20 protein-coding genes are annotated in these 23,674 nt (G+C 45.4%); 7 read left to right on the top strand and 13 right to left on the bottom strand.

Going from position 1 to position 23,674, the window contains the following annotated elements:
* Positions 1-71: 71 nt before the first annotated feature.
* Positions 72-4,400, top strand: a complete 4,329-nt coding sequence (locus FRZ54_RS21675) for a T9SS type A sorting domain-containing protein (protein WP_147033902.1) — start codon at positions 72-74, stop codon at positions 4,398-4,400.
* A 101-nt stretch (positions 4,401-4,501) separates the two neighbouring features.
* Here the strand turns inward: FRZ54_RS21675 and FRZ54_RS21670 are convergent, their stop codons facing one another.
* Positions 4,502-4,924: an aspartyl protease family protein gene (locus FRZ54_RS21670; protein WP_147033901.1), complete on the bottom strand. Its 423-nt coding sequence runs from the start codon at positions 4,922-4,924 to the stop codon at positions 4,502-4,504.
* Between the two features lie 15 nt (positions 4,925-4,939).
* Positions 4,940-5,290 carry a hypothetical protein gene (locus FRZ54_RS21665; RefSeq protein WP_147033900.1) on the bottom strand — a complete coding sequence of 117 codons (351 nt, stop codon included), beginning with the start codon at positions 5,288-5,290 and terminating at the stop codon, positions 4,940-4,942.
* 357 nt (positions 5,291-5,647) lie between these two features.
* Here FRZ54_RS21665 and dnaE point away from each other — a divergent pair, with 357 nt between their 5' ends.
* The 6 genes from dnaE (at position 5,648) to FRZ54_RS21635 (ending at position 14,216) form a co-directional block, all read left to right on the top strand.
* Positions 5,648-9,232 carry a DNA polymerase III subunit alpha gene (dnaE, locus tag FRZ54_RS21660; RefSeq protein ID WP_147033899.1) on the top strand — a complete coding sequence of 1,195 codons (3,585 nt, stop codon included), beginning with the start codon at positions 5,648-5,650 and terminating at the stop codon, positions 9,230-9,232.
* Between the two features lie 101 nt (positions 9,233-9,333).
* Entirely contained in the window at positions 9,334-10,047 is a 714-nt protein-coding gene (locus tag FRZ54_RS21655; RefSeq protein ID WP_147033898.1) for a carboxypeptidase-like regulatory domain-containing protein, read from the top strand.
* A 214-nt stretch (positions 10,048-10,261) separates the two neighbouring features.
* Positions 10,262-10,582 (top strand): thioredoxin, encoded by a 321-nt coding sequence (trxA, locus tag FRZ54_RS21650; protein ID WP_147033897.1) that lies wholly within the window; start codon positions 10,262-10,264, stop codon positions 10,580-10,582.
* A 152-nt stretch (positions 10,583-10,734) separates the two neighbouring features.
* On the top strand, positions 10,735-11,655 hold the full coding sequence (locus FRZ54_RS21645; protein WP_147033896.1) for a DUF58 domain-containing protein: 921 nt from the start codon (positions 10,735-10,737) through the stop codon (positions 11,653-11,655).
* A 126-nt stretch (positions 11,656-11,781) separates the two neighbouring features.
* Positions 11,782-13,527, top strand: a complete 1,746-nt coding sequence (locus FRZ54_RS21640; RefSeq protein WP_147033895.1) for a GMC family oxidoreductase — start codon at positions 11,782-11,784, stop codon at positions 13,525-13,527.
* An 11-nt stretch (positions 13,528-13,538) separates the two neighbouring features.
* A complete protein-coding gene (locus tag FRZ54_RS21635) occupies positions 13,539-14,216 on the top strand; it encodes a gluconate 2-dehydrogenase subunit 3 family protein (protein WP_147033894.1) in 678 nt (225 codons plus the stop codon).
* A 298-nt stretch (positions 14,217-14,514) separates the two neighbouring features.
* On the opposite strand, the gene FRZ54_RS21630 is transcribed toward FRZ54_RS21635, so the two are convergent.
* The 11 genes from FRZ54_RS21630 to FRZ54_RS21580 all read right to left on the bottom strand — a co-directional run bounded on the left by FRZ54_RS21630 (position 14,515) and on the right by FRZ54_RS21580 (position 23,664).
* Positions 14,515-14,832 carry a 2Fe-2S iron-sulfur cluster-binding protein gene (locus tag FRZ54_RS21630; protein WP_147033893.1) on the bottom strand — a complete coding sequence of 106 codons (318 nt, stop codon included), beginning with the start codon at positions 14,830-14,832 and terminating at the stop codon, positions 14,515-14,517.
* Between the two features lies 1 nt (position 14,833).
* Positions 14,834-15,844, bottom strand: a complete 1,011-nt coding sequence (locus FRZ54_RS21625; protein ID WP_147033892.1) for an NAD(P)/FAD-dependent oxidoreductase — start codon at positions 15,842-15,844, stop codon at positions 14,834-14,836.
* Positions 15,845-15,920: 76 nt separating this feature from the next.
* Positions 15,921-16,820 carry a LysR substrate-binding domain-containing protein gene (locus FRZ54_RS21620; RefSeq protein ID WP_228462563.1) on the bottom strand — a complete coding sequence of 300 codons (900 nt, stop codon included), beginning with the start codon at positions 16,818-16,820 and terminating at the stop codon, positions 15,921-15,923.
* A gap of 206 nt (positions 16,821-17,026) precedes the next feature.
* Entirely contained in the window at positions 17,027-17,530 is a 504-nt protein-coding gene (locus FRZ54_RS21615) for a hypothetical protein (RefSeq protein ID WP_147033891.1), read from the bottom strand.
* Between the two features lie 88 nt (positions 17,531-17,618).
* Complete coding sequence (locus tag FRZ54_RS21610) at positions 17,619-18,809, bottom strand: aspartate aminotransferase family protein (RefSeq protein ID WP_147033890.1); 1,191 nt, start codon at positions 18,807-18,809, stop codon at positions 17,619-17,621.
* A gap of 59 nt (positions 18,810-18,868) precedes the next feature.
* Positions 18,869-19,360 (bottom strand): hypothetical protein, encoded by a 492-nt coding sequence (locus FRZ54_RS21605; RefSeq protein ID WP_147033889.1) that lies wholly within the window; start codon positions 19,358-19,360, stop codon positions 18,869-18,871.
* A gap of 1 nt (position 19,361) precedes the next feature.
* A complete protein-coding gene (locus FRZ54_RS21600; protein WP_147033888.1) occupies positions 19,362-20,192 on the bottom strand; it encodes a hypothetical protein in 831 nt (276 codons plus the stop codon).
* 66 nt (positions 20,193-20,258) lie between these two features.
* A complete protein-coding gene (locus tag FRZ54_RS21595) occupies positions 20,259-20,813 on the bottom strand; it encodes an RNA polymerase sigma factor (RefSeq protein ID WP_147033887.1) in 555 nt (184 codons plus the stop codon).
* A 43-nt stretch (positions 20,814-20,856) separates the two neighbouring features.
* A complete protein-coding gene (gene bcp / locus FRZ54_RS21590; RefSeq protein WP_147033886.1) occupies positions 20,857-21,330 on the bottom strand; it encodes a thioredoxin-dependent thiol peroxidase in 474 nt (157 codons plus the stop codon).
* Between the two features lies 1 nt (position 21,331).
* Positions 21,332-23,050 carry a M23 family metallopeptidase gene (locus tag FRZ54_RS21585; protein WP_147033885.1) on the bottom strand — a complete coding sequence of 573 codons (1,719 nt, stop codon included), beginning with the start codon at positions 23,048-23,050 and terminating at the stop codon, positions 21,332-21,334.
* A 2-nt stretch (positions 23,051-23,052) separates the two neighbouring features.
* Positions 23,053-23,664 carry a fumarylacetoacetate hydrolase family protein gene (locus tag FRZ54_RS21580; protein ID WP_147033884.1) on the bottom strand — a complete coding sequence of 204 codons (612 nt, stop codon included), beginning with the start codon at positions 23,662-23,664 and terminating at the stop codon, positions 23,053-23,055.
* Positions 23,665-23,674 lie beyond the last annotated feature (10 nt).

Below are 23,674 nucleotides of genomic sequence, written 5' to 3'. Positions count from 1 at the left end.
TTGAAAATAGATTCACCTATCTCCTTATTCAATAATTCTGTATTAACTTCTGCCGATCTAAACATGAACACATGATATCAATAAAAAGGATATTTATTCCGCTTTTTATTGCTCTTACTTCTTTGGTCCAAAACGGATACGCCCAGTTGACTAATACCTCCAAACGTACCATAGTGGTGATGGGGTCGTCAAGCGCCTATGGCTGGAAATCATCTGTCCAGGATTCTGCCTGGGTTTACCGGTTGCAAAAAGACCTCCATTTTTATAGCCGCGGCGACACGGTCATTGACATAGCTTTCCCCGGAAATACAACTTTTGATTGCTTGCCGACCGGTGCCCCGTATGCCGCAGACGGGTATCCATCAAATCCTTCATATAACGTAACCAAGGCCCTTAGCTTAAATCCCACTTTCGTGATCATTAGCTTGCCCACTAACGATGTAAGAAACGGGTATGCAAACTCGGAGGTTTTGGCCAATTACACTACTATAACTAATGCTTTAACGGCAGCGGGCGTTCCCTTTATTTTAACAGGTACACAACCCCGTAACCTTGCCACCGATGCGGGGTGCAGCACAGCATTCGACGGCGCCAGCGTATGCTTGTCGTCGGGCGGTTTAACGCCGGCGCAGCAGGCAAACCTTGGAACGTTCAATGGCCTTTTAAGCACGCAATACCCGTCGAATTCTACCTACAATACGCCGATCGTCAATAATTTCCTTACGCTGCTAAGTGTATCGTCATCAAATTTTGAGATCAATCCTGCAATAGGCTACGGCGATGGTATTCACTACACGGATGAAGGGCATCGCATTGTTTATAACACATTCATAAATTTCCAGCTATATAAAGACCTTGTTTGTTTTACACAAAGCATTAATTTTAGTCTTAGTGCGAAAGCTTTGGGCACTCCCGACTTCGACCCAGGTGCCACGGCTACTTCGGGCTTAACTGTAACCTATACAAGTAGCAACCCCGCAGTGGCGACCATTGTTGCCGGCAAAATTCATATCGTTGGCGTAGGGTCAGCAACAATTACTGCCTCGCAATCGGGAGATAGCCATTACCTGGCCGCTCCTGATGTGACGCAAACCTTAACCGTTACTTCGGCAACAACAACCGTTTATGACTGGACCGGCGCCGTTAGTAGCAATTGGGCTGACGCAGCCAACTGGCAGGTAAGCGGCGGCCCGGCCCCGGACTACCCCGGTGACGCGCAATCGACCGACCAGGTAAATATTGGCGTGAATAATGACTATACCAATGCGCCGGTAATCTCGGCAACGCTTCCCAACCTTATCGCTTCCCTAACTTTTGGCGATAGGCTGATCACCGGTGCAAGCACAACTACCAATAGTTTGACGATTAATTCGGGATCTGTTTTAACGGTTACAGGCCAGGTGCTTCAAAAGCACACTACAGCGGGGGTACTCAACTCGGGTAATACCAGCGTGGTAAATGCTATACAAACCTATATCCAAGGCGATGGCACTATTAATTGCGGCAGCGTTGCCGTGGGCGACAATACCGCCCCAACCGCCGATGGTGTTGTTAATGTTACAAAAGTTATGCTGGGATCGGCCGCAGGCGGTTCGACGATAACGATGAATATTACTGGCGACCTAAGCATCAACACACAAAGCCGCGATGATGCCGGTAATACACAGATATTAAGCAATAATGATGCGCAATTTTCGCTGGCGCAAGGCACGCTAACGATTGGAGGCCAGATAAAATTGACAGATGCAGGCGCAACCAGTTTTACCGGTTTGTTCCAGCCGGCTTCAATATTTTCCATCGACTTATTCAATAATAGTGACAGCCCGGTGCTTAACCTGCAAAATGCGCAGGCTTTGAATTGCCAAAGCGGGAACGTCGGTAATAAATTTGATTTTTACAACGTAGTTCAAGCCGGCGGTAGCGGGACTTCGACGGTAAACTATACGGGTACCACCAACCAGGAAGTATATAATAATGTAAGCGGCTCGACGGTTGATAATTATGTTGATAATGATCCGCTTAGTGATTTTGTAGTTTATCAAAACCTGGGTTTTTCCGGCTCGGGCACGAAGATCGTGCATGCTGATTCGCCAACGGGGACATTGATCATCTCGGGTAATTTTACTTTGGCGTCGGGTACTGAAGTAGTTGATTTTGCCACCAATAACTGTGCGTTACTTGTCGGCGGCAACTATACTACTGGTACAGGGTCCACTTTTAATGCGGGTACGCGGCCTGTGTTTATCAGTGCGTCGTTTAATAATGCCGGCACGTCAAATTTCGGCACAGCTACTGTCACTTTTAATTCGGGAGCCGAGGAAGCACTTACTACCGTCGCCCCGCAGTTGTTTACCAACCTTGCGTTTGCCGGCGGGGGCATTTATGATATGAATACGGGTAGCTTTCACATATCGAGCCAGGGTGTATTAACCATGAGCAATTTTTCGCAGCTAAATGCGAATGGCAAATTGACATTGAATTCTGACGCCGGTAGTTCTGCAACTGTTGCAGCTATTCCCGCCGATTGCGCCATAAACGGTGTTGTTGATGTGCAGCGGTACGTAAATGCCTACCGGTCGTACCGCCTGGTTTCATCGCCGGTAACGGATACAACCGCCATGGGCGATGCTGCAACCGACAGCCACGGCAACAAAGTTTACAGTGTAAATTATTTACTTGATAACACCTACCTGACCGGAACAGCCGGAACGGCCGGTAATTTTGATAAAGCGGGCAATCCTACCCTTTATCTTTTCCGTGAGAACCTGGTGCCGAATAACTCGACCTTTACGGGAGGGAACTTCAGGGGGATAGCTGATCTGAGCGCGAGCCCGAATTACACTATGGACGTTGACGGTGCCGGGTATAGTCTGCCGGTCGGCAATGGGTACCTGTTTTATTTCAGGGGAAGCAGGAATCAAAAAACATTGACGCAGCTTACAACCCCCGGCGCGGCTGCTACCGATGATACCCTGAACGCGAAGGGTATTTTGAACCAGGGGACAATAACAGTGAGCCATTGGTATACAGGGACGCCCGAACTGCTTTATTCTGCAACATCAGGCAATGCAGCCATAGAGGGGTTTAATCTAGTGGGTAATCCTTACGCAAGTTCAATTGATTGGGACACATTTAGCGATTCGACAGCGACAGCGCCGATATACGGGCCAGGCATCTCGCCAATCATTGCCCTTATGAATCCGACTGGGCAAACCTCAAGCGGCAACTACGGGTACTACGCCCCCGGGGTGGGCGGCACCAATAATGCAACCAATATTATCCCCAGCGGGGTTGGGTTTTTTGTGCAGGCAAGTCCCGGCGGCACCAATACGCTTACTTTTACCGAAGCATCAAAAACGAATACTCAACCGGCAGCCATCAGTTTATTTATGGCTAAAAAACCACCTGTCGAAAATAAAAAACAGTCTATACGTTTGCAGATTGCGGCAGATTCGGTAAATACCGACGAAACACTTATCAGCTTTAGCTTCAATACGAAGCCACAATATAATTTGATGGAGGATGCACGCTACAGAAACGGGACAGGTAAGGTTAGTTTGGCAAGCATGTCGAGCGACCAGGTGCCCTTGGGTATTAACCAGATGCCCTGGTCAAAAAAACGAATTATACCATTGAAGGTTTCGGCCACGGCAAGTGGTAATTACAATTTAATATTGAAAAGTATTCAGGGCATCACACAGTTATATACCATAGCGCTGAAGGACGCCTATACCAGGGACTCCGTCGACCTGCGAAAAACCAATACTTATAGCTTTGCCATCAATACTGTGGATACGACCACTTTTGGAGCGGGCCGCTTTAGCCTTGTAATAAGCGAGGACCCCAATAAACAATGTAAATTGTTGAGCTTTGACGCTCAAAGAACTGGCATTGTACCACGGGTGCAATTACGATGGAAAACAAAAAACGAGGCTGATTATACGCGGTTTACGGTTGAAAGAAGTACCGATAACGGCAAAACCTTTAACGTATTGACAGGGTTCAAGTCAACTGATGCAGGTGATTACAGTTACCTGGATAAAGATCCTTCATACGGCACAAATCTTTACCGCCTGAAGCAGGTTGATATTGACAACAATGTTACCTGGTCGCAAACACAAAAAGTAGATATTATAAACCGTGATAACCGGGTAGTTTGCGTTTACCCAAACCCGGCCAAAAATTCCATCAACTTGTGCATCGTCACCAAAACCAGGGATATTGACAAGTATAATATCCTGGTGACCAACAGTTCAGGTGTAATTGTACGGCAGGTGCTTTCGTCCGGGGCCGACTGGCAGTCGAACATAAGCGGGCTGCTGACGGGAACTTACCTGGTGCGTGTGCTGAATAGCAAAGACAGGACCCTGGTTGGCGAAGCGAAATTTGTGAAGTTATAATTAATTGCCTTTGCAGGCGTTTTACAATCAATCCCCGCCCTTAAGGGGATATATATTGAAAAGGCCCCGTCCAAAATAAAAGGATGGGGCCCTTTTAGTTATCAGATATGTGCGAGCGTTAATGTTCCTACGCCATAATCTATTACGGCTCTGTATTTCATCAGGATATCGCCACCCAAAACGCCTAATACCTCGGGGTGGTTTAATTGGCGGTATGCAATATTGATGGTGGAGAGGTCGAGTACAGCCACTTCAAATTCATCGATATGTAATTCGCCGATTTGCATGTCGCTGATGATGGCGGTGGACGATACCATATCATTGGTGCCCAACCCGGTTGAAAGCCTGTCGCTTACTTCCAATTTCGCGTCTTCGTTTAATAAGGCGCCATGATCAAAGGCAGTTTTTGAGGCCCCGGTATCCAACACAAGGGTAAATGACTTGCCAAAAATGGAAACCTCCACCAGCGGATGGAAGCCATCCTCGTGAAGGTCGATTATGTGCAGGGGAACAGTGGTTGTCATGGGGCAATAATAGGATTATTTTAACAGCCAGCCCTTACTTTTTAGAAATGAACGGCACGATTCGCAAAAGCCTGTTTCCTCATCCAAATGATTGCCACCTTCAGCATCGCGCATTAAACATGTTCTTTTATTACAATGCGGCAGGCCTTGAGTGTGTCCCAATTCGTGCAAAGCAAGTTTATAGAATTGGTCCATGCGTCGTTCTTTTGACAACCGAAACGTCGATATTACACAAGCATTCCCGGGTTGAAATCCAAGACCCATAATACCCCAGTCATTAATGCTGCCTTTTCTGGTGCTGATATCTTTATCGGTCAAACCAATTACGACAGTATCGGCGACGCCAGGACGACTTAGATAGTTGATGAGCGAGTCGGCCCGGTAGCGGTTTCGCGGAGCGTAAAATGCGAATGCGGGGTAATGGAATAGTTTTTCTCAGCAAAGTTTTAGTATTGATCTTCCGGAGTTTCTCAAAGATAAGATTAGCTTGATCGGCGGGAAATGCATCGAACGGCTGTATAACAAACATTCTATTCGAAGGCGGAAACGAAGGTTTGCATGCGAAATTTAATAGCAATATGGTAATTAAAAGAAAGGCAAGTAAGCTTGGTTTCATGAAGGCTGAAATGTTAACATCGGCGCAAATGTGGATTAAATATACTGCTTAATTTCACCCGTTTTTTTAGATTTGTAATCCACAGGGAAAGTTGATCCAGATTAGTTATGCCAGATTTTTCGCACTTACACGTACATACCCAGTTCTCGCTTTTAGACGGGGCCGCCGATATATCCAAGCTGTACAAAAAAGCGGCTGCCGATGGCATGAAGGCCCTGGCCATTACGGATCATGGAAATATGTTCGGTGTATTCAAGTTTGTTGCGGAGGCTGGCAAACACAACATCAAACCCATTGTCGGCTGCGAGTTTTACGTGGTTGATGATCGCCATAAAAAACAATTCACCAAGGAAAAAAAAGATGTCCGCTATCACCAGCTGTTGCTGGCAAAAAATGCCGAAGGATACCGCAATCTTGTAAAACTATGCTCGTTGGGTTATATCGAAGGGCTATACAGCAAATGGCCGAGGATAGATAAAGAGCTTATCCTGAAATATCACAAAGGGTTGATCGCGACTACCTGCTGCATCGGTGCATCCGTTCCGCAGGCCATATTGAAAAAGACGGAAGATGAAGCAGAAGATGAATTCAAGTGGTGGCTTGACCTGTTTGGTGAAGATTACTATATAGAACTACAGCGGCATGATATACCCGAGCAGGATGTTATCAACAACACTTTGCAGAAGTATGCCAGGAAGCATAATGTAAAGATGATCTGTTCAAACGATTCGCACTATGTGGATCAGCAGGACTCGAACGCACATGACATTTTGCTTTGCGTAAATACCGGCGATATGCAAAGCACGCCCATAGCAACGGATGAAGAGGGCGGGAAGGGATACCGTTTCGGGTTTCCCAACGATCAGTTCTACTTTAAGACCCAGGCCGAAATGGGTAAGCTGTTTCACGATCTGCCTGAGTCGCTGGATAACACAAACGAGATAGTGGATAAGATAGATGTCCTGAAATTAAAAAGGGATATTATGCTGCCAAACTTCGTGATACCCGACGAATTTAAAATACACAAGACAGCTGATGCCGATACACTAAACCAGTGGGAATACCTGAAGCACCTGACGTTTTTAGGAGCTAAGGAGCGTTACCGGGATATAACACCGGATGTGGAGGAACGTATCAATTTCGAGCTGTTCACCATCAAAACAATGGGGTTTGCAGGGTATTTCCTTATCGTATCCGACTTTATCAAAGCAGGCCGCGATATGGGGGTATTTATTGGACCGGGCCGTGGTTCGGCTGCTGGTTCTGTAGTAGCTTATTGCATAGGTATCACCAACATCGACCCAATAAAATATAACCTCCTGTTCGAAAGGTTTTTGAACCCCGACCGTAAGTCGATGCCCGATATTGATACGGATTTTGACGATGCCGGCAGGCAAAAGGTGATCGATTATGTAGTTGACAAATACGGAAAGAACCAGGTAGCGCAGATCATCACCTACGGTTCGATGGCTGCCCGCACCAGTATCCAGGATGTGGGCCGCGTGCTGGATATGCCCTTATCCGATGTGAACGCGCTAAAAAAACTGGTGCCTGAAACTTTGGGCATCACGCTGCGCGGCGCCATAGACCAGGTGCCTGAGCTGAAGGAAATTTATAATGATCCCGGATTAAAGGGTATCGTATTGCGCGAAGCGGAGAAACTGGAAGGCTCTGTAAGAAACACAGGTGTTCACGCTGCCGGTATCATTATTGCGCCGGATGACCTGACCAATATAGTTCCTGTCGCGACAGCAAAGGATTCGGACCTGCTGGTTACCCAATTCGACGGTCGTGTGATAGAAGACGCCGGGGTTATCAAGATGGACTTTTTGGGCCTGAAGACGCTGACCATTATTAAAGATGCCCTGCGGCTCATCAAACAAAATCATGGCGTCGATATCGACATAGATTACATATCGCTTGAGGACGAGAAGACGTTCGAGCTTTATCAAAAGGGTGATACCAACGGTACGTTCCAGTTTGAAAGTGATGGTATGCAGATGTACCTGCGTGACCTGAAGCCGGATAAGTTTGAAGACCTTATAGCCATGAACGCGCTCTACCGTCCGGGGCCGATCGAGTATATCCCGAACTTTATCAAGCGTAAGCATGGGCTGGAGCCGATCACCTTCGACCTTGACGATATGGAGGAATACCTGGGCGAAACCTACGGTATTACGGTTTACCAGGAACAGGTGATGCTTTTATCGCAGAAGCTGGCCGGCTTTAGTAAAGGCGACGCCGACGTGCTGCGTAAGGCCATGGGTAAAAAGCAGATAGAAGTTTTGAACAAAATGGAGGCCCAGTTTATGGATGGGGCCGCTGCGAAGGGGCACCCAAAAGATAAACTGACCAAAATTTGGAACGACTGGAAGGCTTTTGCACAATATGCGTTCAACAAATCCCATTCTACCTGTTACGCCTTTGTGGCTTACCAAACCGCTTACCTTAAGGCGCATTACCCTGCCGAATACATGGCAGCGGTATTGAATAACCAAAATAGTATCGATAAAATATCCTTCTTTATGGAGGAATGCCGCAGGATGGGTGTCCCCGTTCTGGGTCCGGATATTAACGAATCGGATATGGCCTTTGCGGTCAACAAAAAAGGCGAGGTGCGCTTTGGCTTGACGGGTGTAAAAGGTGTAGGCGAAAAGGCAATAGAGAGCATTATAGACGAACGCGTGGCGAATGGACCTTACGAAAGTATCTACGATTTCGCCAGGCGTTCCAATGTGCGGGCGGTTAACAAAAAATCGTACGAAAACCTGGTTTACAGCGGTGCCTTTGATGAATTTAAATATAACCGCGCGCAGTTTTTCGCCAAGACGGAGAACGGCCTGCTGAACGGGATAGAGCGGATGATAAAATACGCCAATGATTATCAAAATACCCAAAGCAGTTCGCAGGCGTCGTTGTTTGGTGGTGGCGTGGCCTCTTATATACCAGAGCCTCCGCTGCCAGAGGCTGAAGAGTTCCCATTGATAGAGAAACTGAAATACGAAAAGGATGTCATCGGTATATACCTTACCGGGCACCCGCTTGATAATTATAAGCTGGAGCTGCAGCGCTATTGTAATAGCACCGTGACGGATTTGGTCACCATTCAAAAAGCGCGGTCAGGTGAGGGTGGTGATGATATTAAATCCGCATTTGCAGAGCTGCGTAAAAAAGGAGAGTTGTGTGTGGGCGGGCTGGTATCTAACGTTCAGCATAAAATGACGAAAACGGGGAAGCCGTTCGGCACCTTTGTGCTGGAGGATTATAATGATTCGTACGAGTTTGCCCTGTTTGGCGATGATTATGTTAAGTTCAGGAACTTGCTGGTAAATGATTATTTTCTGCAATTGAGGGGGAGCATTGAGGAGAAATTCCGGCAAAAGGATAACTGGGATATGCGGATCAATTCGATCGTATTGCTTACCGAGATCAGGGATAAAATGGCCAAATCGATGACGGTATGCCTGGAACTAAATTCTGTAAATAACGACCTTATGGACAGCCTGCAACAAATAGTAGAGGCGAATAACCAGAAATACCCGGTGAAGAACTGCACCTTAAGATTTATGGTGAAGGATATTGAAGAAGCGCTACTGGTTGAATTGCCTTCCAAATCATTTAAGGTAAACCCAAGCGACGACCTGCTGGAAGAAATTCACAATTTGACGCACGTGCAGCCTATGTTGAATTAAAAGGCAGAGAAGTAACATTTCAATATCTGCTGCTATACGCCCCATCCGTTAAATAATGTTAAACCATTATCCTCCAGTTGGTCAATAGGCTAACTTAGGGTATGCGATGGTTAACTGTCCTGTTAATATTTTTCTATGCCGGTGCAAATGCTCAAACGATCAACGGCAGGGTACTGGCCGATAGTACGGGTAAGCCCTTAACAGCGACTATCATCACCCATTCGGGCAATCATGTTTCCAGTAATAATTACGGCGATTTCAGCATAACAGTTTCCGGGATAGGGGATACCGTCAAGGTATCTGCCATTGGCTATAAAACGTACCTATATCCCATTAAAAACCTGAAGCAAACTAATATCATCGTCAGGCTAAAGCAGGTATCGATCCTGCTTAATGAAGTGGCTGTTAAAGCCGAAAGGAACCATAAGAAAGACTCTATTACGCTGCGGAAAGACTATGCTGCTATTTTCAATTATCAGCCTAAAAAAGTAACGGACGCCTTTGTTCCGCCGCCATCTGATGTGCCGTTTACATTCGTAAGCATCAATCTGCTAACGCTGTTAAGCGCCGTTACCCATAAGCACGACCCAAGCTATAAGTTAAAAAAGGAGTTATTGCTCGACGAAGAGGCCGACTATGTTCATACCCGGTTTAACCGCAGCCTGGTAACAAAGGTGACCCGATTACAGGGCGATTCGGTGAGCTTGTTTATGGACAAATATTATCCCAAAGCAGAGTGGGTGCGCAGGACGAGCGATTATGATTTGATCCGATACATTAAAGCTAAGTTATTGGAATTCAGGAAAAAAGACTGACTTTTTGTTAGGCCCGATGTTGATAACATGCCATAACTGCAAGCGGTGTTAATAATTAAATTGCCGTTTAATGCGTTTAAACACTATTTTTATTGTCACCCAAAAGTTAGGGTACCGGGGTTGGATAATCGCATTGTCACAATGTCAGGAAGGCAGTTGTGGCAAGCTATTTGAATGTATACATTTGTAAGCAAAAATTTTAAAATTAAGAGATATGGCTTTAGAAATAACTGATGCAAACTTTGAGGAATTGGTCCTTAAATCAGATAAACCGGTTTTAGTTGACTTTTGGGCAGAATGGTGCGGTCCGTGTCGCATGGTGGGCCCGGTAGTTGAGGAAATCTCAAAGGAATACAGCGGCAAGGCTGTTGTAGGCAAAGTGAATGTGGATAATAACCCCGGTATATCGATGAAGTTCGGCATCCGCAACATCCCGGCTTTATTGTACTTCAATAAAGGTGAGATCGTTGACAAGCAGATCGGCGCTGTTCCAAAATCTGTACTTGCAGGCAAGCTTGACAAACAGTTAGCATAAATTTAAATCAATCAGCATAATGAAGCCGATCCCGGATATCCGGGATCGGCTTTTTTGTTTAATATTAGTCTTTATCCTTTCACTTTATAATAAAACCGTCTTTATCAAGTTTTTTCCTTGTAATCTTAGCCCTCATACCCTACATTAGCGATATGCCTTCATTACAGGAAGAACAGGACATACGTCACCTGGCCAATCTTGAGTTATTGGCCCGCCAGGTGGTGGAAGGTTTCATTACGGGTTTACATCAGAGTCCTTTTCATGGGTTTTCGGTTGAATTTGCCGAGCACCGGTTATATAACAATGGCGAATCGGTTAAAAATATCGACTGGAAACTATTCGCCCGGACAGATAAGCTGTTTGTAAAACAATTTGAAGAAGAAACTAACCTGCGGTGCTACCTGTTACTGGATACTTCATCGTCCATGAACTTTCCCGAAAAAGGGCTAAATAAGCTTCAATTTTCTGTTTATGCCGTAGCATCGCTAATGTACTTGTTCAAAAGACAACGGGATGCGTTTGGGTTGTGCCTGTTTTCAGATAAGATAGACATGCTGAGCCGTGCCCGGTCGACATCGTCGCATATGTTTCATTTATATGCTGAACTGGAGAAGGCTTACAATCAGCCCAAAACAAACGCGACAACCAATATAACCGATGTGCTGCACCACGTAGCCGAGGAGATACACACACGCTCAATGATCATTATTTTCAGCGATATGCTTGAAAATAATTACACCGAAGAAAAACTGAACGCCCTGTTTGCCGCGATACAGCATTTGAAATACAACAAGCACGAGGTGGTGATCTTTAATGTGAACGACCGGAAAAAGGAGGTGGATTTTGATTTCGATAACCGCCCGCACCATTTTGTAGATATTGAAAGCGGGGAGGAATTGAAAATACATCCTGGTAAAATACGCGACGCTTATAAAGCCAATTTGGATAATTACCGGCATCAATTGGAGCTGAAATGCGCTCAATACCATATTGATCTGGTAGATGCCAATATTCACGATGGGTACAATAATATCCTGAAAGCCTACCTGGTAAAGCGAAACAGCATGGTTTAAATAAGGTGTGTACGGTAACAATTAGAATAGGATTCGATTTGAAATTTTGAAAACGCAAATCAAAATGTAGATTTGTGATACTACATTTTGATCCTTTATAAACAGTAAATTCTCAAAATCTAAAATATGGACGATATACAGATCAAGAAACGATCCAAAAAGTATGACGCTATCATTGTTGGTTCGGGAGCAGGGGGTGGCATGGCGGCGTATGTACTTGCTAATGCAGGTTTAAAGGTTTGTTTACTTGAAGCCGGACCGAATTACGATCCGCGCGAAAATTCATCTCAGTTAAAAAACCCATGGGATTCGCCACGCAGGGGTGCAAGTACCAAGTTCAGACCCTTCGGCGATTTTGACGGCTGTTACTGGGGATGGGAGATCGACGGCGAGCCGTACACCCAAAAGGACGGCAGTAACTGGGAATGGTGGCGTGCCCGTATGGTGGGCGGACGTACCAATCACTGGGGGCGTATATCGTTACGTTTTGGTCCAAATGATTTTAAAAGATACAGCATAGATGGATTAGGGGATGACTGGCCGATAGGATATGAGGACGTGAAGCCCTATTATGATAAGATCGATCAGTTGATAGGTGTATTTGGTACCAACGAAGGATTGTATAACGATCCGGATGGTATTTTTCTGCCACCGCCCAAACCCCGTTTGCACGAGCTTTTTATAAAAAAGGCGGCGGGGCATGTCAACATACCCGTAATACCTTCCCGGTTATCTATCTTGACCAAAAAAATAAATAAAACGCGTGAAGCCTGCTTTTACTGCGCGCAGTGTGGCAGAAGCTGTAAGATATACGGCGATTTTTCATCGTCATCGGTGCTTGTAAAACCGGCGGTTGAAACCGGGAACGTTGACCTGGTGGTAAATGCCATGGCCCGCGAGGTATTAACCAATCGCGACGGATTGGCCAGTGGTGTATCATACGTTGATAAAACCGACATGCAGGAATACCAGGTTTACGGGCGTACCGTAATACTGGCAGCCAGTGCAGCCGAAAGTGCGAGGTTGATGCTGAACTCCAAATCGCCCCGCTTCCCCAATGGTATCGCCAACTCGAGCGGCGTTGTAGGTAAATACCTGCACGATTCGACCGGCGCGGATATGGGAGGAATTATCCCCGAATTGTTCGACAGGAAGCGTTATAATGAGGATGGCGTAGGCGGCATGCACGTGTATACACCGTGGTGGCTTGATAATAAAAAGGATAAACTCGATTTCCCGCGCGGTTACCATATTGAGTACGGCGGCGGTTTTGGTATGCCTTTATACGGTTTTAACTGGGGTATCGAGAATCTGAACGGTGCTTATAAGATCAAAGGCAAGCAAAAAGAGGCGGGCGGTTACGGTGCTTCACTGAAAGAGGATTATCGTTATTTCTTTGGCGCACACGTAGGAATGGCTGGCCGTGGCGAGGGGATTGCGCGTGAGGACAGTTATTGTGAAATAGACCCGGATGTGGTGGATAAATATGGTATACCAGTTTTACGATTCCACACGAAATGGAGCGATTACGAGGTTAACCAGGCTAAGCACATGAAGGAAACCTTTAAAGAAATATTACATAGCATGGGTGCTGTTGTGACATGGGGCGGCGATGATGGTCCGCACAATAATTACGGGTTGCATAACCCGGGAAATATCATCCACGAAGCAGGTACGGTTCGTATGGGTAATGACCCGAAAAAGTCGCCGTTGAACAAATACAGCCAGGCACATGATGTAAAAAACCTGTTTTGTGTGGACGGCGGCCAGTTTGTATCGCAGGCGGATAAAAATATCACCTGGACCATACTGGCTCTGAGCATGCGCGCATCAGAGTATATAGTTGACCAATTGAAGAAACAAAATATTTAATTCTCCGGATCATGAACAGAAGAGATTCGTTAAAAGCATTGGTAGTAGGCGGCATATCCACATCGGTTTTGGTGGAAGCCTGTAAACAGCCTGCCAAAGAAACAACCGGGGGCGCTGCTGCCGGCGGCAAAGAGCCCGATCAGGCCGACAGGATGGCCGAGGAAAAAGAAGTGGCGAAAAAGCTGCGCGAAATGCCTAAATTTTTCACGGACAACGAGATGGCCACTATTACCATTTTGGGGGACATTATTATTCCAAAGGATGATGTAAGCGGCAGTGCATCTGATGCAAAAGTTCCGGAGTTTATTGAGTTTATCGTAAAAGACATGCCCGAACACCAGGTGCCCATGCGCGGCGGTTTACGCTGGTTGGATATGCAATGCCTGAAGCGGTATGAAAAGGCATTTAAGGATTGCAACCATACCCAGCAGATGGAAATGGTGGACGAGATAGCCTGGCCGAAGAAAGCGAAACCCGAAATGCACCAGGGCGTATCATTTTTTAACCTGATGCGCAACCTTACCGCTACAGGTTTTTATACGTCAGAAATAGGGGTGAAGGATGTTGGCTATATGGGCAATACGCCAAACCAATGGAACGGCGTACCGGACGACGTATTAAAACAATACAATATGGCTTACACCGAAAAGGAATTAAAGGAATGTATCAGTTTTGATAGTAAAGCCTGATTGGCAGAGAGTTTAAAGCAGAAAGCCCAAAGCGTTTGTTTTGGGCTTTTTTTATTCGTTTTTATCAGGACTGTCGGAAGCATCTTCAAATTGTCATACCCTTATAAGACGTTATTCATTACCTTTTCTTAACATATTCTTAAACTGGCTGGTGCTACCTTTGCGGCTGTTATACCGGATAGTTAGTTAGCGTTCTTTATTCCGGTGATAAGATCAGTTAATAGTTAATTATAAAGAGGGTTTTTACTCTCTTTATTTTTCTGTAGTAACCGGAAAACGCCAATCCCAAACGGAAGATTTACGCTTCTCCCCGTATCCGGAAAACCATCCCATCCATATCCTCTTTAATGCGCAGCTGACAGGCCAGCCGACTGTCCGGACCGGCGTCGGGTAAGGTATCAAGCAAGTCGAGCTCGGTATCGGTGGGGTGAAAGTAAGATTCCGGTCCTTCTACAACCTGTACGTGGCAGGTGGCGCAAAGGGCCATACCGCCGCAGGTAGCAAGTATATGATGCTCCGATGCTTTTAAAACATCCATAAGGCTCAGGTTAATATCTTCGGGTATTTCAACCGGGCGGCGGCTGCCGTCGCGGTCTTCTATGGTTAATGTTATCATATCAAAAGGCGGTTACGCCATAAACAGTTGTATATTTAAAGCTCAGTTTTTGTTCGGGGTAAACATGTTTGAACGCGCTTTGGACCATTAACGCAGCTTCGTGGAAACCACAGAGGATCAGTTTTAGTTTACCGGGGTATGTATTGATATCACCAATGGCATAGATGCCCGGTACATTGGTTGAATAGTCAAACGTATTGACTTCAATGGCCGATTTATCGATATTCAAACCCCAATCGGCAATTGGGCCCAGTTTTGGCGTAAGGCCATATAACGGTATCAAATGGTCGGCTTCAATAGACGCTTTATTTTTATCGTGATCAATGATATTTATTTCCTGTAAGTGACCATTCCCGTTTATGCCTGTAATGTGCGATTGCAATACCAGGTTGATATGCCCGCTAGCTGCCAGGTCAAAAACCTTGTCAGCAGAATCAGGCGCACCACGGAAAGTATCTCCCCGGTGCACAAGGGTTACTTCTGATGCAATATTGGCTAAAAAGATGGTCCAGTCGAGTGCCGAGTCGCCGCCGCCGGATAATACAACCCGTTTATTACGATAAGCCTCGGGGTTCCTGATCATGTATGCAACACCCTTGCCCTCAAATTCCTCCAGGCGATCGATGGCCGGCTTACGTGGTTCGAAGCAACCCAGTCCCCCTGCTATTACAACCGCTTTGCAATTGACCTCTGTGCCTTCGTTAGTTTGAATAATAAAGGAATCATCATCCAGTTGATGCAATTGTTCGACGCGTTCGCCCAGGGAGAATGTTGGATGGAACGGAGCTATCTGCTCCATCAGGTTATCAACCAGTTCCTGCGCGTTCACTGTCGGAAAACCAGGGATATCATAAATGGGTTTTTGCGGGTATATTTCGGAAAGTTGCCCGCCAACCTGCGGCAATACATCGACGAGATGGCAGCGCATTTTTAATAAGCCGGCTTCAAAAACTGCGAATAAGCCAACCGGCCCTGCGCCAATAATGCAAATATCAGTAGTTATGGTCTCCATGTTTTGTGTGTTTAGATCACCACACAAAAATGCTGACAATTATAACCAAAAGCTAATGCTTAATAGTAATATTAGATTACTTTAAGTTATGGTTGGATACACAGAAACGCTTGAAAAGCTCTGTGAGTTTAGTGTATTTCCCCTGTAGCTGTATAAACTCGAAGGTGCGAAAAATATCCAGGCCCTTCATATCGATAATGCTCAACTCGTTGTATTTTAATTCGCTTACAACCGACTGTATCGATAGAAAAGTGGCTGTTTCGGAATACAAAAGGTATTCCTTAATTGCGATACTACTCTCAAGTTGTATCTCTATATTCAGGTCCTTCGGACTGATCTGTACACCTGCCAATGCGTTAAATATCACATCAAGCGTACCTGACCCGGCTTCGCGGAGTACCAGCGGGATAGCAGGCAATTGTTTGGGCGTGATCTCCGCTTTTTTTGCCAATTGGTTGCCTGCGCGGGTAACGAGTACGATCTCATCCTTCGCAAAGGGTGTATAGGTTATCTGCGGATAATGCGCCGCGCCTTCAACTATGGCTATATCGATCTTTTCGGAAAGAACCTGTTGCGTAACCTGGTCAGTATTAGCCTGGGTGAAAGTGAAGGCAACGGCGGGGTAGTTTTTTTTAAATAACGCGAGCAGCCTGGGCAATATGGTTTGCGCAACGGTCGTACTGGCGCCAATGTGGAGCGTTCCTGCCTCGATGTTGTTCAATTGGGCCAGCTCCGTCTCCATCTCAGCATAGGTCTGGAATATTTTCTCAGCATACTGAAGCAATATCTTCCCGGCGGTGGTAAGCGTGATGTTATTGCCGTTCCGTTTGAATAACTGGACATTCAGTTGGTGCTCCAACTCTCTTATATGTTTGGTAACAGCAGGCTGTGTTATAAACAGTTCACCCGCAGCTTTGGTAAAGCTGAGCCGTTGTGCTACAGTGTAAAATACCCTTAACCGAAAATCGAAGATCATCGGTACTAAGGTAATAGTTCGGAAGTAATTCCGGCGGATATGAATTTCATCATTATCCATTAATTTTAATAGATAATTAACTGACTTATAAAAATTCGAAGCTGGTATTCTGTTTAAAAGAATGCCGGCTTTTTTCGAAAATATTCCTGTTTAAACCGGCAATTGCATCAACACAATGATGTTAAAATGCCAGTGCATGAATTGCCTTATGGATATGGTTTGTAAAGCAAATAGAACTTGCCATTAGTTAATGATTTTTTCTCGCCTGTATGATGCGTGTTCTCTATAAGCTCACCGTTAAACGTCCCCGAAACGGCAGTTGCACTATTGGTAGTAACTGAAATGGTTACAGGGTTTGTTGGGAAGGAAAGATCATTGGTATAGTCAATATTTCCTGTAACCACTAATATCATTTGTGGTTGTTGATATGCATGAGCCTGATCGGCCGTATAAGTTGTCCCACTGGTGAGAGCATTTCCTATTATTATGTGAAACTCCGTTCCATCAGCGGATTTCCCGTAAAAAGCTGTATTTGTTTCACCATTCACCATTGCTGTAAATGCAGCAGCACTTGTACTAAAAGATGTGGGTACGCCATTTACATCAGCAGTTATAAAAACATTTGGTGTCTTGTTTTCTTTTTTACAGGAACTTAAGCAAATAATGCTTGCTATGCTTGCAATGAGCGTGAAAAATTTTGCAGTTTTCATTCGTGATAAAGTTTAAAGCTCAATAATAGCAATTTTAGTTTGATCTGCAAAAGCCTTATCAGCTATTTTATTTTGAGTCGTAAAACTATTATTTTATACAATTGTCTATCGCTTCCAATATTACACCACATGCTTTCCTGATCTCGTCTTCTGTAATGATCAAAGGCGGTGCTATCCGCATCGAGTTGCTGCAATGGAGGAACCAATCTACCACAACACCATTTTCTATACAGCGGTCGATAACTTTTTTATTGAATTCAAAGGTTTCAAGTTCCATAGCAAGCATAAGGCCCTTGCCCCTGACTTCCCTGATGGCAGAGTGCACCAATAGCTGCCGGAAAAGTGCCTCTTTTGCATCAACCCAGTCGATAAGGTTTTCATTCAGCAAAACCTCGAGTGCGGCAAGGCCCGCTGCGCAACACACCGGGTGCCCACCGAATGTTGTGATATGGCCGAGAATAGGATTTTCCTTCAGGGCCACCATGATCTTATCCGACGATATAAAAGCGCCTACCGGCATACCACCCCCAAGGGCTTTAGCCATCAGCAATATATCGGGAACAATATTGAAATCTTCAAAAGCGAATAACTTGCCTGTACGGCCCAGGGCAGCCTGTATCTCATCCAGTATCAGCAGCGCGCCGGTTTGGCTGCAGCGTTCGCGGAGAGCCAGCATATAGGCTTTATCCGGCACACGGATACCAGCTTCGCCCTGTACAGTTTCAATAATTACGCAGGCGGTTTCCTCCGTTATCATTTGCAGATCGGCAGGCTCGTTGAACCTGACGAGATCTATACCCGGTAATAATGGACGGTAAGCTTGTTTGTATTCTTCGTTGCCCATCACGCTCAGGGCGCCGTGTGTACTGCCGTGGTAAGCATTATGGCAGGCAACTATCCGGCTACGGCCGGTATAACGTTTAGCCAGCTTCATCGCGCCTTCAACAGCCTCAGTTCCTGAATTTACAAAGTAGACTGAGTTTAAATGAGGTGGAAGCAGTGAAACGAGCCTTTCGGCGAAACGAACCTGGGGCGATTGTACATATTCGCCATACACCATCAGGTGCATGTATTTATCCAGTTGCTCTTTTATAGCTCCTATAACATGAGGATTACCGTGGCCGAGGTTGCTGACCCCGATGCCCGATATCAGATCGATGTATGCTTTACCGTTGCCATCGTACATATACACACCTTTGGCACGCTCAAATTCGAGCAGTAGCGGAAAGTCGGTAGTTTGTGCGTTATTGGCTAAAAAAAGTTGTCGAAGGGTAAGCATGGGCCGAATTTCGGATTTCGAATGCTCAATTTCGAATTTATTTTTCAGGAGTTACCGGACTAACTGGGCGGGGTACTGTTGGGCACCGTGGCCTGGCGTTCGCGGAGCTGGCGGATGAGTTCGTTCGTGAATTCTTTTTCAGCCTTGAACATCTCGCTCACTTTCTCGGGCGGCAGCACTTTCAGGAATTCGTCTGTATAGAATTTACGGATATTTACCAGTTCACTTTCGTAAAATAGTTCGTTGTTGATCTGCTCGGTGCCGTCAGGCTGCAAATCGTTCGCATGCTTTTTGGCCCGTACCGCGGTAAGAGCATCACGGTAACGGCGGTATATCGGCCAAAACCTGGCCGACTGTTCAGCAGTAAGGCTGAGCCGCCGCGCAATGTATTTTTCTTTAACGGCCTCCACCCGGCTTATTTGCTGTTGCCTGATAACACGTTGCTGGAAATTAGGCGGACGACGGATCACCGGGCGTAACTGCCCGAAACTTTGGTAACCGATAACCAGTAATAATAATGTTAAAAAAATATGTCGGCCTGATTTATACATATTATTGGCTGGTGGAATCTAAGGCTTCCTGCAAATCACGACTCAAGTTATTGGCATCAATTTGTTTGCTTTCGTCAAGCAGGGTGCGGTTGTCGTTATCGGTCCCGTCAAGATGTGTTTGGAGATAATTTTGTATATCATCAACCGATATAGCCGACAGGGATTTATGCAGGAACGAATTATTATGCTCCTCCACTGCATTTGTACCACGATTCAAAAGCAGGGTACCGCCGATGGCCAGCACAAGGCAAGCAGCAGTGGCGTATTTAACGGCAACCGACGAGAACATCCTGATGACAACACCCTTTCTTTCTTTCTTCTCCCGGGTGGTTTTATTCAGTATGTTTTCTGTAAGATCATTAAAATACCCGATCGGCACGGCGAAGCTCCCGGTTTCGCTTAAAGCATCTTCGACAAAAATACGGCTCTGGATTTGCCCGGCCAGGTTGTCAAAGTAACCATCGGGAACGGCAAATCCGGCCGTTTCTTTACCCGACGCTTCTTCTATGTTGATACGAGCCTGTATATTGGCAGACAGCTCGTCAAAATAACCTTCGGGTACGGTAAAAGCAGAAGCTTCTTTTTCCAAAGCTTTTTCAACACTAATACGAGCCTGAATGTTACCGGTTAATTCGGCGAAATAATTTGTTGGTACCGTGAACCCTGTTTCAGGGATACTTTTTCTTAATTCTTCAACCTTAATTTTGGACAATATCTGTTCATCAAGGCTATCAAAATAGCCTTCAGGTACTGTAAACGGGTTTTCGGGGTTAACCTGTTTAAGTGACATATAATCGTTTAGCCATTCCCTATTTCCTCTATCCCTGTTCATATCGATATATAGATGAAATCGTTGCCAAAAGGTTTAATACTAATTATGAAAAATTTATGAAAAAATTTAATCCTTTGATAATAAAAATGATTCGATCTTTTTAACCGCCAAGTGGAACGATGCCTTCAGCGCACCCACGCTTGTCCCAAGCATGTCAGACATTTCCTCATATTTCATATCGTCGTAATACTTCATATTAAACACCAGCCGTTGCTTTTCGGGCAATGTCAGTATAGCCTGCTGCAATTTCAACTGTGCTTTATCACCATTGAAATAAGTCGAATCTGCCAGCGTATCAGCAAGCTCGTAAGCCACGTCGTCCAATGGAATATTATTTCTTTGCTTTTTCTTATTCAGGAATGTGATGCACTCATTGGTCGCTATCCGGTACATCCAGGTGTACAATTGGGCGTCGCTCCGAAAGCCGGGGAGGTTTTTCCATATCTTCACGAACGTATCCTGCACAATATCGTCAGCATCGTCATGGTCGATAACCATGCGGCGAATATGCCAGTAAAGCTTTTGCTGGTATTTTTTCAGCAGCAGGTTAAATGCCTCGTTCCGGGTTTTCTCATCCTGGAATTTGCGTAATATTTCTGCGTCTTCAACCTGTACCGCCATGTATTATTTGATCTGTTTGCCTGTATTACGGCGAAAATAATTATTATTTTTTGATTTGCTGCAAAAGGTCAAGCACTTGCTGCGATGCGTTCCCGCTGTCAACTTTATCGATAATATGTATTATTATACCTTTTTTATTGATAATGAAAGTTGTCCTCAGTGTTCCCATATAGTTCCTGCCAAAAAGCATTTTTTCGCCCCAAACCCCGTAGGCTTCGATTATTTTTTTGTCTGGATCGGCAAGGAGCGGAAACGGCAAATTGTATTTGGTTATAAATTTCTTGTGCTTCTTTTCCGTATCAAAACTTACCCCGATAACTGCCAGCCCTTTACTTACCAGCGATTGATAATTATCCCTGAAATTACAGGCTTCCTTTGTACAGGTTGGCGTATCGTCCTGCGGATAAAAATATAACACCACATCCTTGCCTTTAAAGTCGGAAAGGGAAACAGTCTTGCCATCCTGGTCTTTCGCTGTAAAATTGGGGGCCTTATCGCCTTCCTTTAATGAACTCATATTATCTCGAAAAGTTTGCTGTATAATTTGCTGTATTATCCTTGTTGTCGGTAACCGTCAATTCGAACTGATGTTTGCCATGAGGGAAACCGTCGTCAAATTTATAGCTTAATACTTTGGTTTTATAATCCCATTCCATTAATACCCATTTGCCATCTATCTTGCCAGCATAGCTTTTTACACCCGACTGATTGTCGCTGATCTTCAGAGAGAGCCTTTTCATTTGTGTCATATTAGTACCCTCTTTGATATTGAGCGGATGAATTGCCGGGGCAGTGGTATCCACTTTGATAAAATAATCACCAAAAGTACGGGCTTCAGCTTTGATGTAGCCATCGCTGTAAGTGCCCCCTTCCACCACACCATCTGTATTGACGATGATCGCTTTCGCCGCCAGGTCACCTATGGAGTTATCCGGCTTTATCCAAAGTTCATATGTTCCGTTTATTGGCGTAAAGCGGTTATGAATGCGGTGTATGTCCGAATACATTCCCTTTTTGCCGGGCAGCGTAGCATAGGTAAATGTCATATCATCATACAAATTTCCGGGCGGGATGATCACGTGGACCTTATCATTGGTGAATTCGTTTTGTTTGTCGTAGTGGAAGAAAAGTGTATTTTGAACAGGTGCCTGCTGGTTACTCTTGCCCGGAACTGATCTTACTTTGATCTTAAGCGAGGATGTATTACCGGCTACATCCTTTACCACATATTCAACATCGTGCGTTGCGTTATCATCAAAATTGACGACACCACGATCAACCGATTGCGGATAAAGCGATATTTTACTGCCGGGCAAAATAAAACATTTCTGTATAAAACGATGCGACCTGAGAAACGTGGGATAGTCGATATAGGCGTTGATGGCATGTGTTTGGTCGAAGGCAAAACGTTCCACGGCAAAGGTATAAACTGTTTGCCCATCTACTTTTAATTCGATGGAATAGATACCGTTATGATTGAAGGAGGTGCTGTTCATATCAGTTGCCGTAATGCCAAATCCCGTTTCCCCGCTAACATCAATTACTTTAGGCTTTGCCAGCCGGTAGTGGCCCAATGCCCCTGTTACGGCAAAAAATTGCCTCGGCGTATTTTCATCAAATGGGCTGCCGCCGAGATGATAGACACAGACAGTGCCCAGGGTGGGAGCTACTTTATCCGGAATCACAAGCCCAAAAAGCTGCGGGTTGATAGTCTGTTCCGTCTGAGTGTCCCTGATCTCGAAATGCAGGTGCGGCCCTTCAGATGCCCCTGCGTTACCCGACAAAGCAATAACATCGCCCTGGCAAACCTGTAACTGATAGGGTGGGGGATTGAAATCAACCTCAAAACTTTGTTGCTGGTATTGCTGGGCCCGGACAGCCTGTTCCAGCTCAGGTGCAAAACGTTCGATATGGCCGTAAACGGTAGTAAACCCGTTTGGATGGGTAATGTATATAGCGTTGCCAAAACCGCCAAACTGCACCCGAAGCCGCGAGATATAGCCATCATACGCAGCATGGACAGGGTAGCCGGTGCGCCCGTTAGTTTTAAAATCCAATCCCGAATGAAAATGATTCGGCCTTAACTCACCAAAGGAGCCCGCAGTGCTTGGCGGCAGGTCGAGCGGATAGCGAAAGAAGTTCTTGGGGTATTGCTTAGTTTGTACAACGTCCTGCGAAAAGCAGTTGGGACAAGAGGTTAACAGTAGAAGTAGCAGGGCGGCTAATTTGTTTGTCATGCTTATTTAACGTAGAAATCAAGCATTTTATCATTTTCTAGATACGCCTCGAGGTGATCGCCGATATTTACCTTACCTACGCCTTCGGGGGTGCCGGTAAAAATAAGGTCCCCTTTTTTTAACGTTATGTATTGAGATACGAAGGCAATGATCCGTTCGAAAGAGAACAGGAGGTCTTTAGTGTTGCCTTTTTGCCTTGTTTGGCCATTGATATCCAGGCTGAAATTAATATTGTATAAGTCGGAAAACTGCGATTTTGGCACAAAATTACTTACCGGGGCCGAACTGTCGAAAGCTTTGGCAAGCTCCCAGGGCAATCCTTTTTCCTTGTGCCTTTGCTGGATGTCACGAGCCGTAAAATCGACACCGAGGCCGATCTCATCGTAATAATTTGCGGCAAATTTTTCGCTTATATGTTTGCCTTCTTTACATACTTTCAGGACGATCTCGATCTCGTGATGAATATCTTCTGAAAACTCGGGATGATAAAATGGTTTGTTTTCCCGCAGCAACGCGGTATCCGGCTTCATGAAAATTACCGGGACGATTGGAACAGGATTATTTAATTCTTTGGCATGTTCGGCATAATTACGGCCGATGGCTATTATTTTCATAAGCGATCAA

The organism is Mucilaginibacter ginsenosidivorans (assembly GCF_007971025.1).
Lineage (GTDB): Bacteria > Bacteroidota > Bacteroidia > Sphingobacteriales > Sphingobacteriaceae > Mucilaginibacter > Mucilaginibacter ginsenosidivorans.
Note: the sequence above shows the minus strand (reverse complement) of the source record. Positions and strands in the feature narration are given on the sequence as shown.

What these genes read in the sequence shown, in the direction of transcription:
- FRZ54_RS21675 (WP_147033902.1), top strand. Translation starts at nt 72, where the DNA reads ATGATATCAATAAAAAGGATATTTATTCCGCTTTTTATTGCTCTTACT.
- FRZ54_RS21670 (WP_147033901.1), bottom strand. Translation starts at nt 4,924, where the DNA reads ATGACAACCACTGTTCCCCTGCACATAATCGACCTTCACGAGGATGGC.
- dnaE (WP_147033899.1), top strand. Translation starts at nt 5,648, where the DNA reads ATGCCAGATTTTTCGCACTTACACGTACATACCCAGTTCTCGCTTTTA.
- FRZ54_RS21655 (WP_147033898.1), top strand. Translation starts at nt 9,334, where the DNA reads ATGCGATGGTTAACTGTCCTGTTAATATTTTTCTATGCCGGTGCAAAT.
- trxA (WP_147033897.1), top strand. Translation starts at nt 10,262, where the DNA reads ATGGCTTTAGAAATAACTGATGCAAACTTTGAGGAATTGGTCCTTAAA.
- FRZ54_RS21645 (WP_147033896.1), top strand. Translation starts at nt 10,735, where the DNA reads ATGCCTTCATTACAGGAAGAACAGGACATACGTCACCTGGCCAATCTT.
- FRZ54_RS21640 (WP_147033895.1), top strand. Translation starts at nt 11,782, where the DNA reads ATGGACGATATACAGATCAAGAAACGATCCAAAAAGTATGACGCTATC.
- FRZ54_RS21635 (WP_147033894.1), top strand. Translation starts at nt 13,539, where the DNA reads ATGAACAGAAGAGATTCGTTAAAAGCATTGGTAGTAGGCGGCATATCC.
- FRZ54_RS21630 (WP_147033893.1), bottom strand. Translation starts at nt 14,832, where the DNA reads ATGATAACATTAACCATAGAAGACCGCGACGGCAGCCGCCGCCCGGTT.
- FRZ54_RS21625 (WP_147033892.1), bottom strand. Translation starts at nt 15,844, where the DNA reads ATGGAGACCATAACTACTGATATTTGCATTATTGGCGCAGGGCCGGTT.
- FRZ54_RS21620 (WP_228462563.1), bottom strand. Translation starts at nt 16,820, where the DNA reads ATGATCTTCGATTTTCGGTTAAGGGTATTTTACACTGTAGCACAACGG.
- FRZ54_RS21615 (WP_147033891.1), bottom strand. Translation starts at nt 17,530, where the DNA reads ATGAAAACTGCAAAATTTTTCACGCTCATTGCAAGCATAGCAAGCATT.
- FRZ54_RS21610 (WP_147033890.1), bottom strand. Translation starts at nt 18,809, where the DNA reads ATGCTTACCCTTCGACAACTTTTTTTAGCCAATAACGCACAAACTACC.
- FRZ54_RS21605 (WP_147033889.1), bottom strand. Translation starts at nt 19,360, where the DNA reads ATGTATAAATCAGGCCGACATATTTTTTTAACATTATTATTACTGGTT.
- FRZ54_RS21600 (WP_147033888.1), bottom strand. Translation starts at nt 20,192, where the DNA reads ATGAACAGGGATAGAGGAAATAGGGAATGGCTAAACGATTATATGTCA.
- FRZ54_RS21595 (WP_147033887.1), bottom strand. Translation starts at nt 20,813, where the DNA reads ATGGCGGTACAGGTTGAAGACGCAGAAATATTACGCAAATTCCAGGAT.
- bcp (WP_147033886.1), bottom strand. Translation starts at nt 21,330, where the DNA reads ATGAGTTCATTAAAGGAAGGCGATAAGGCCCCCAATTTTACAGCGAAA.
- FRZ54_RS21585 (WP_147033885.1), bottom strand. Translation starts at nt 23,050, where the DNA reads ATGACAAACAAATTAGCCGCCCTGCTACTTCTACTGTTAACCTCTTGT.
- FRZ54_RS21580 (WP_147033884.1), bottom strand. Translation starts at nt 23,664, where the DNA reads ATGAAAATAATAGCCATCGGCCGTAATTATGCCGAACATGCCAAAGAA.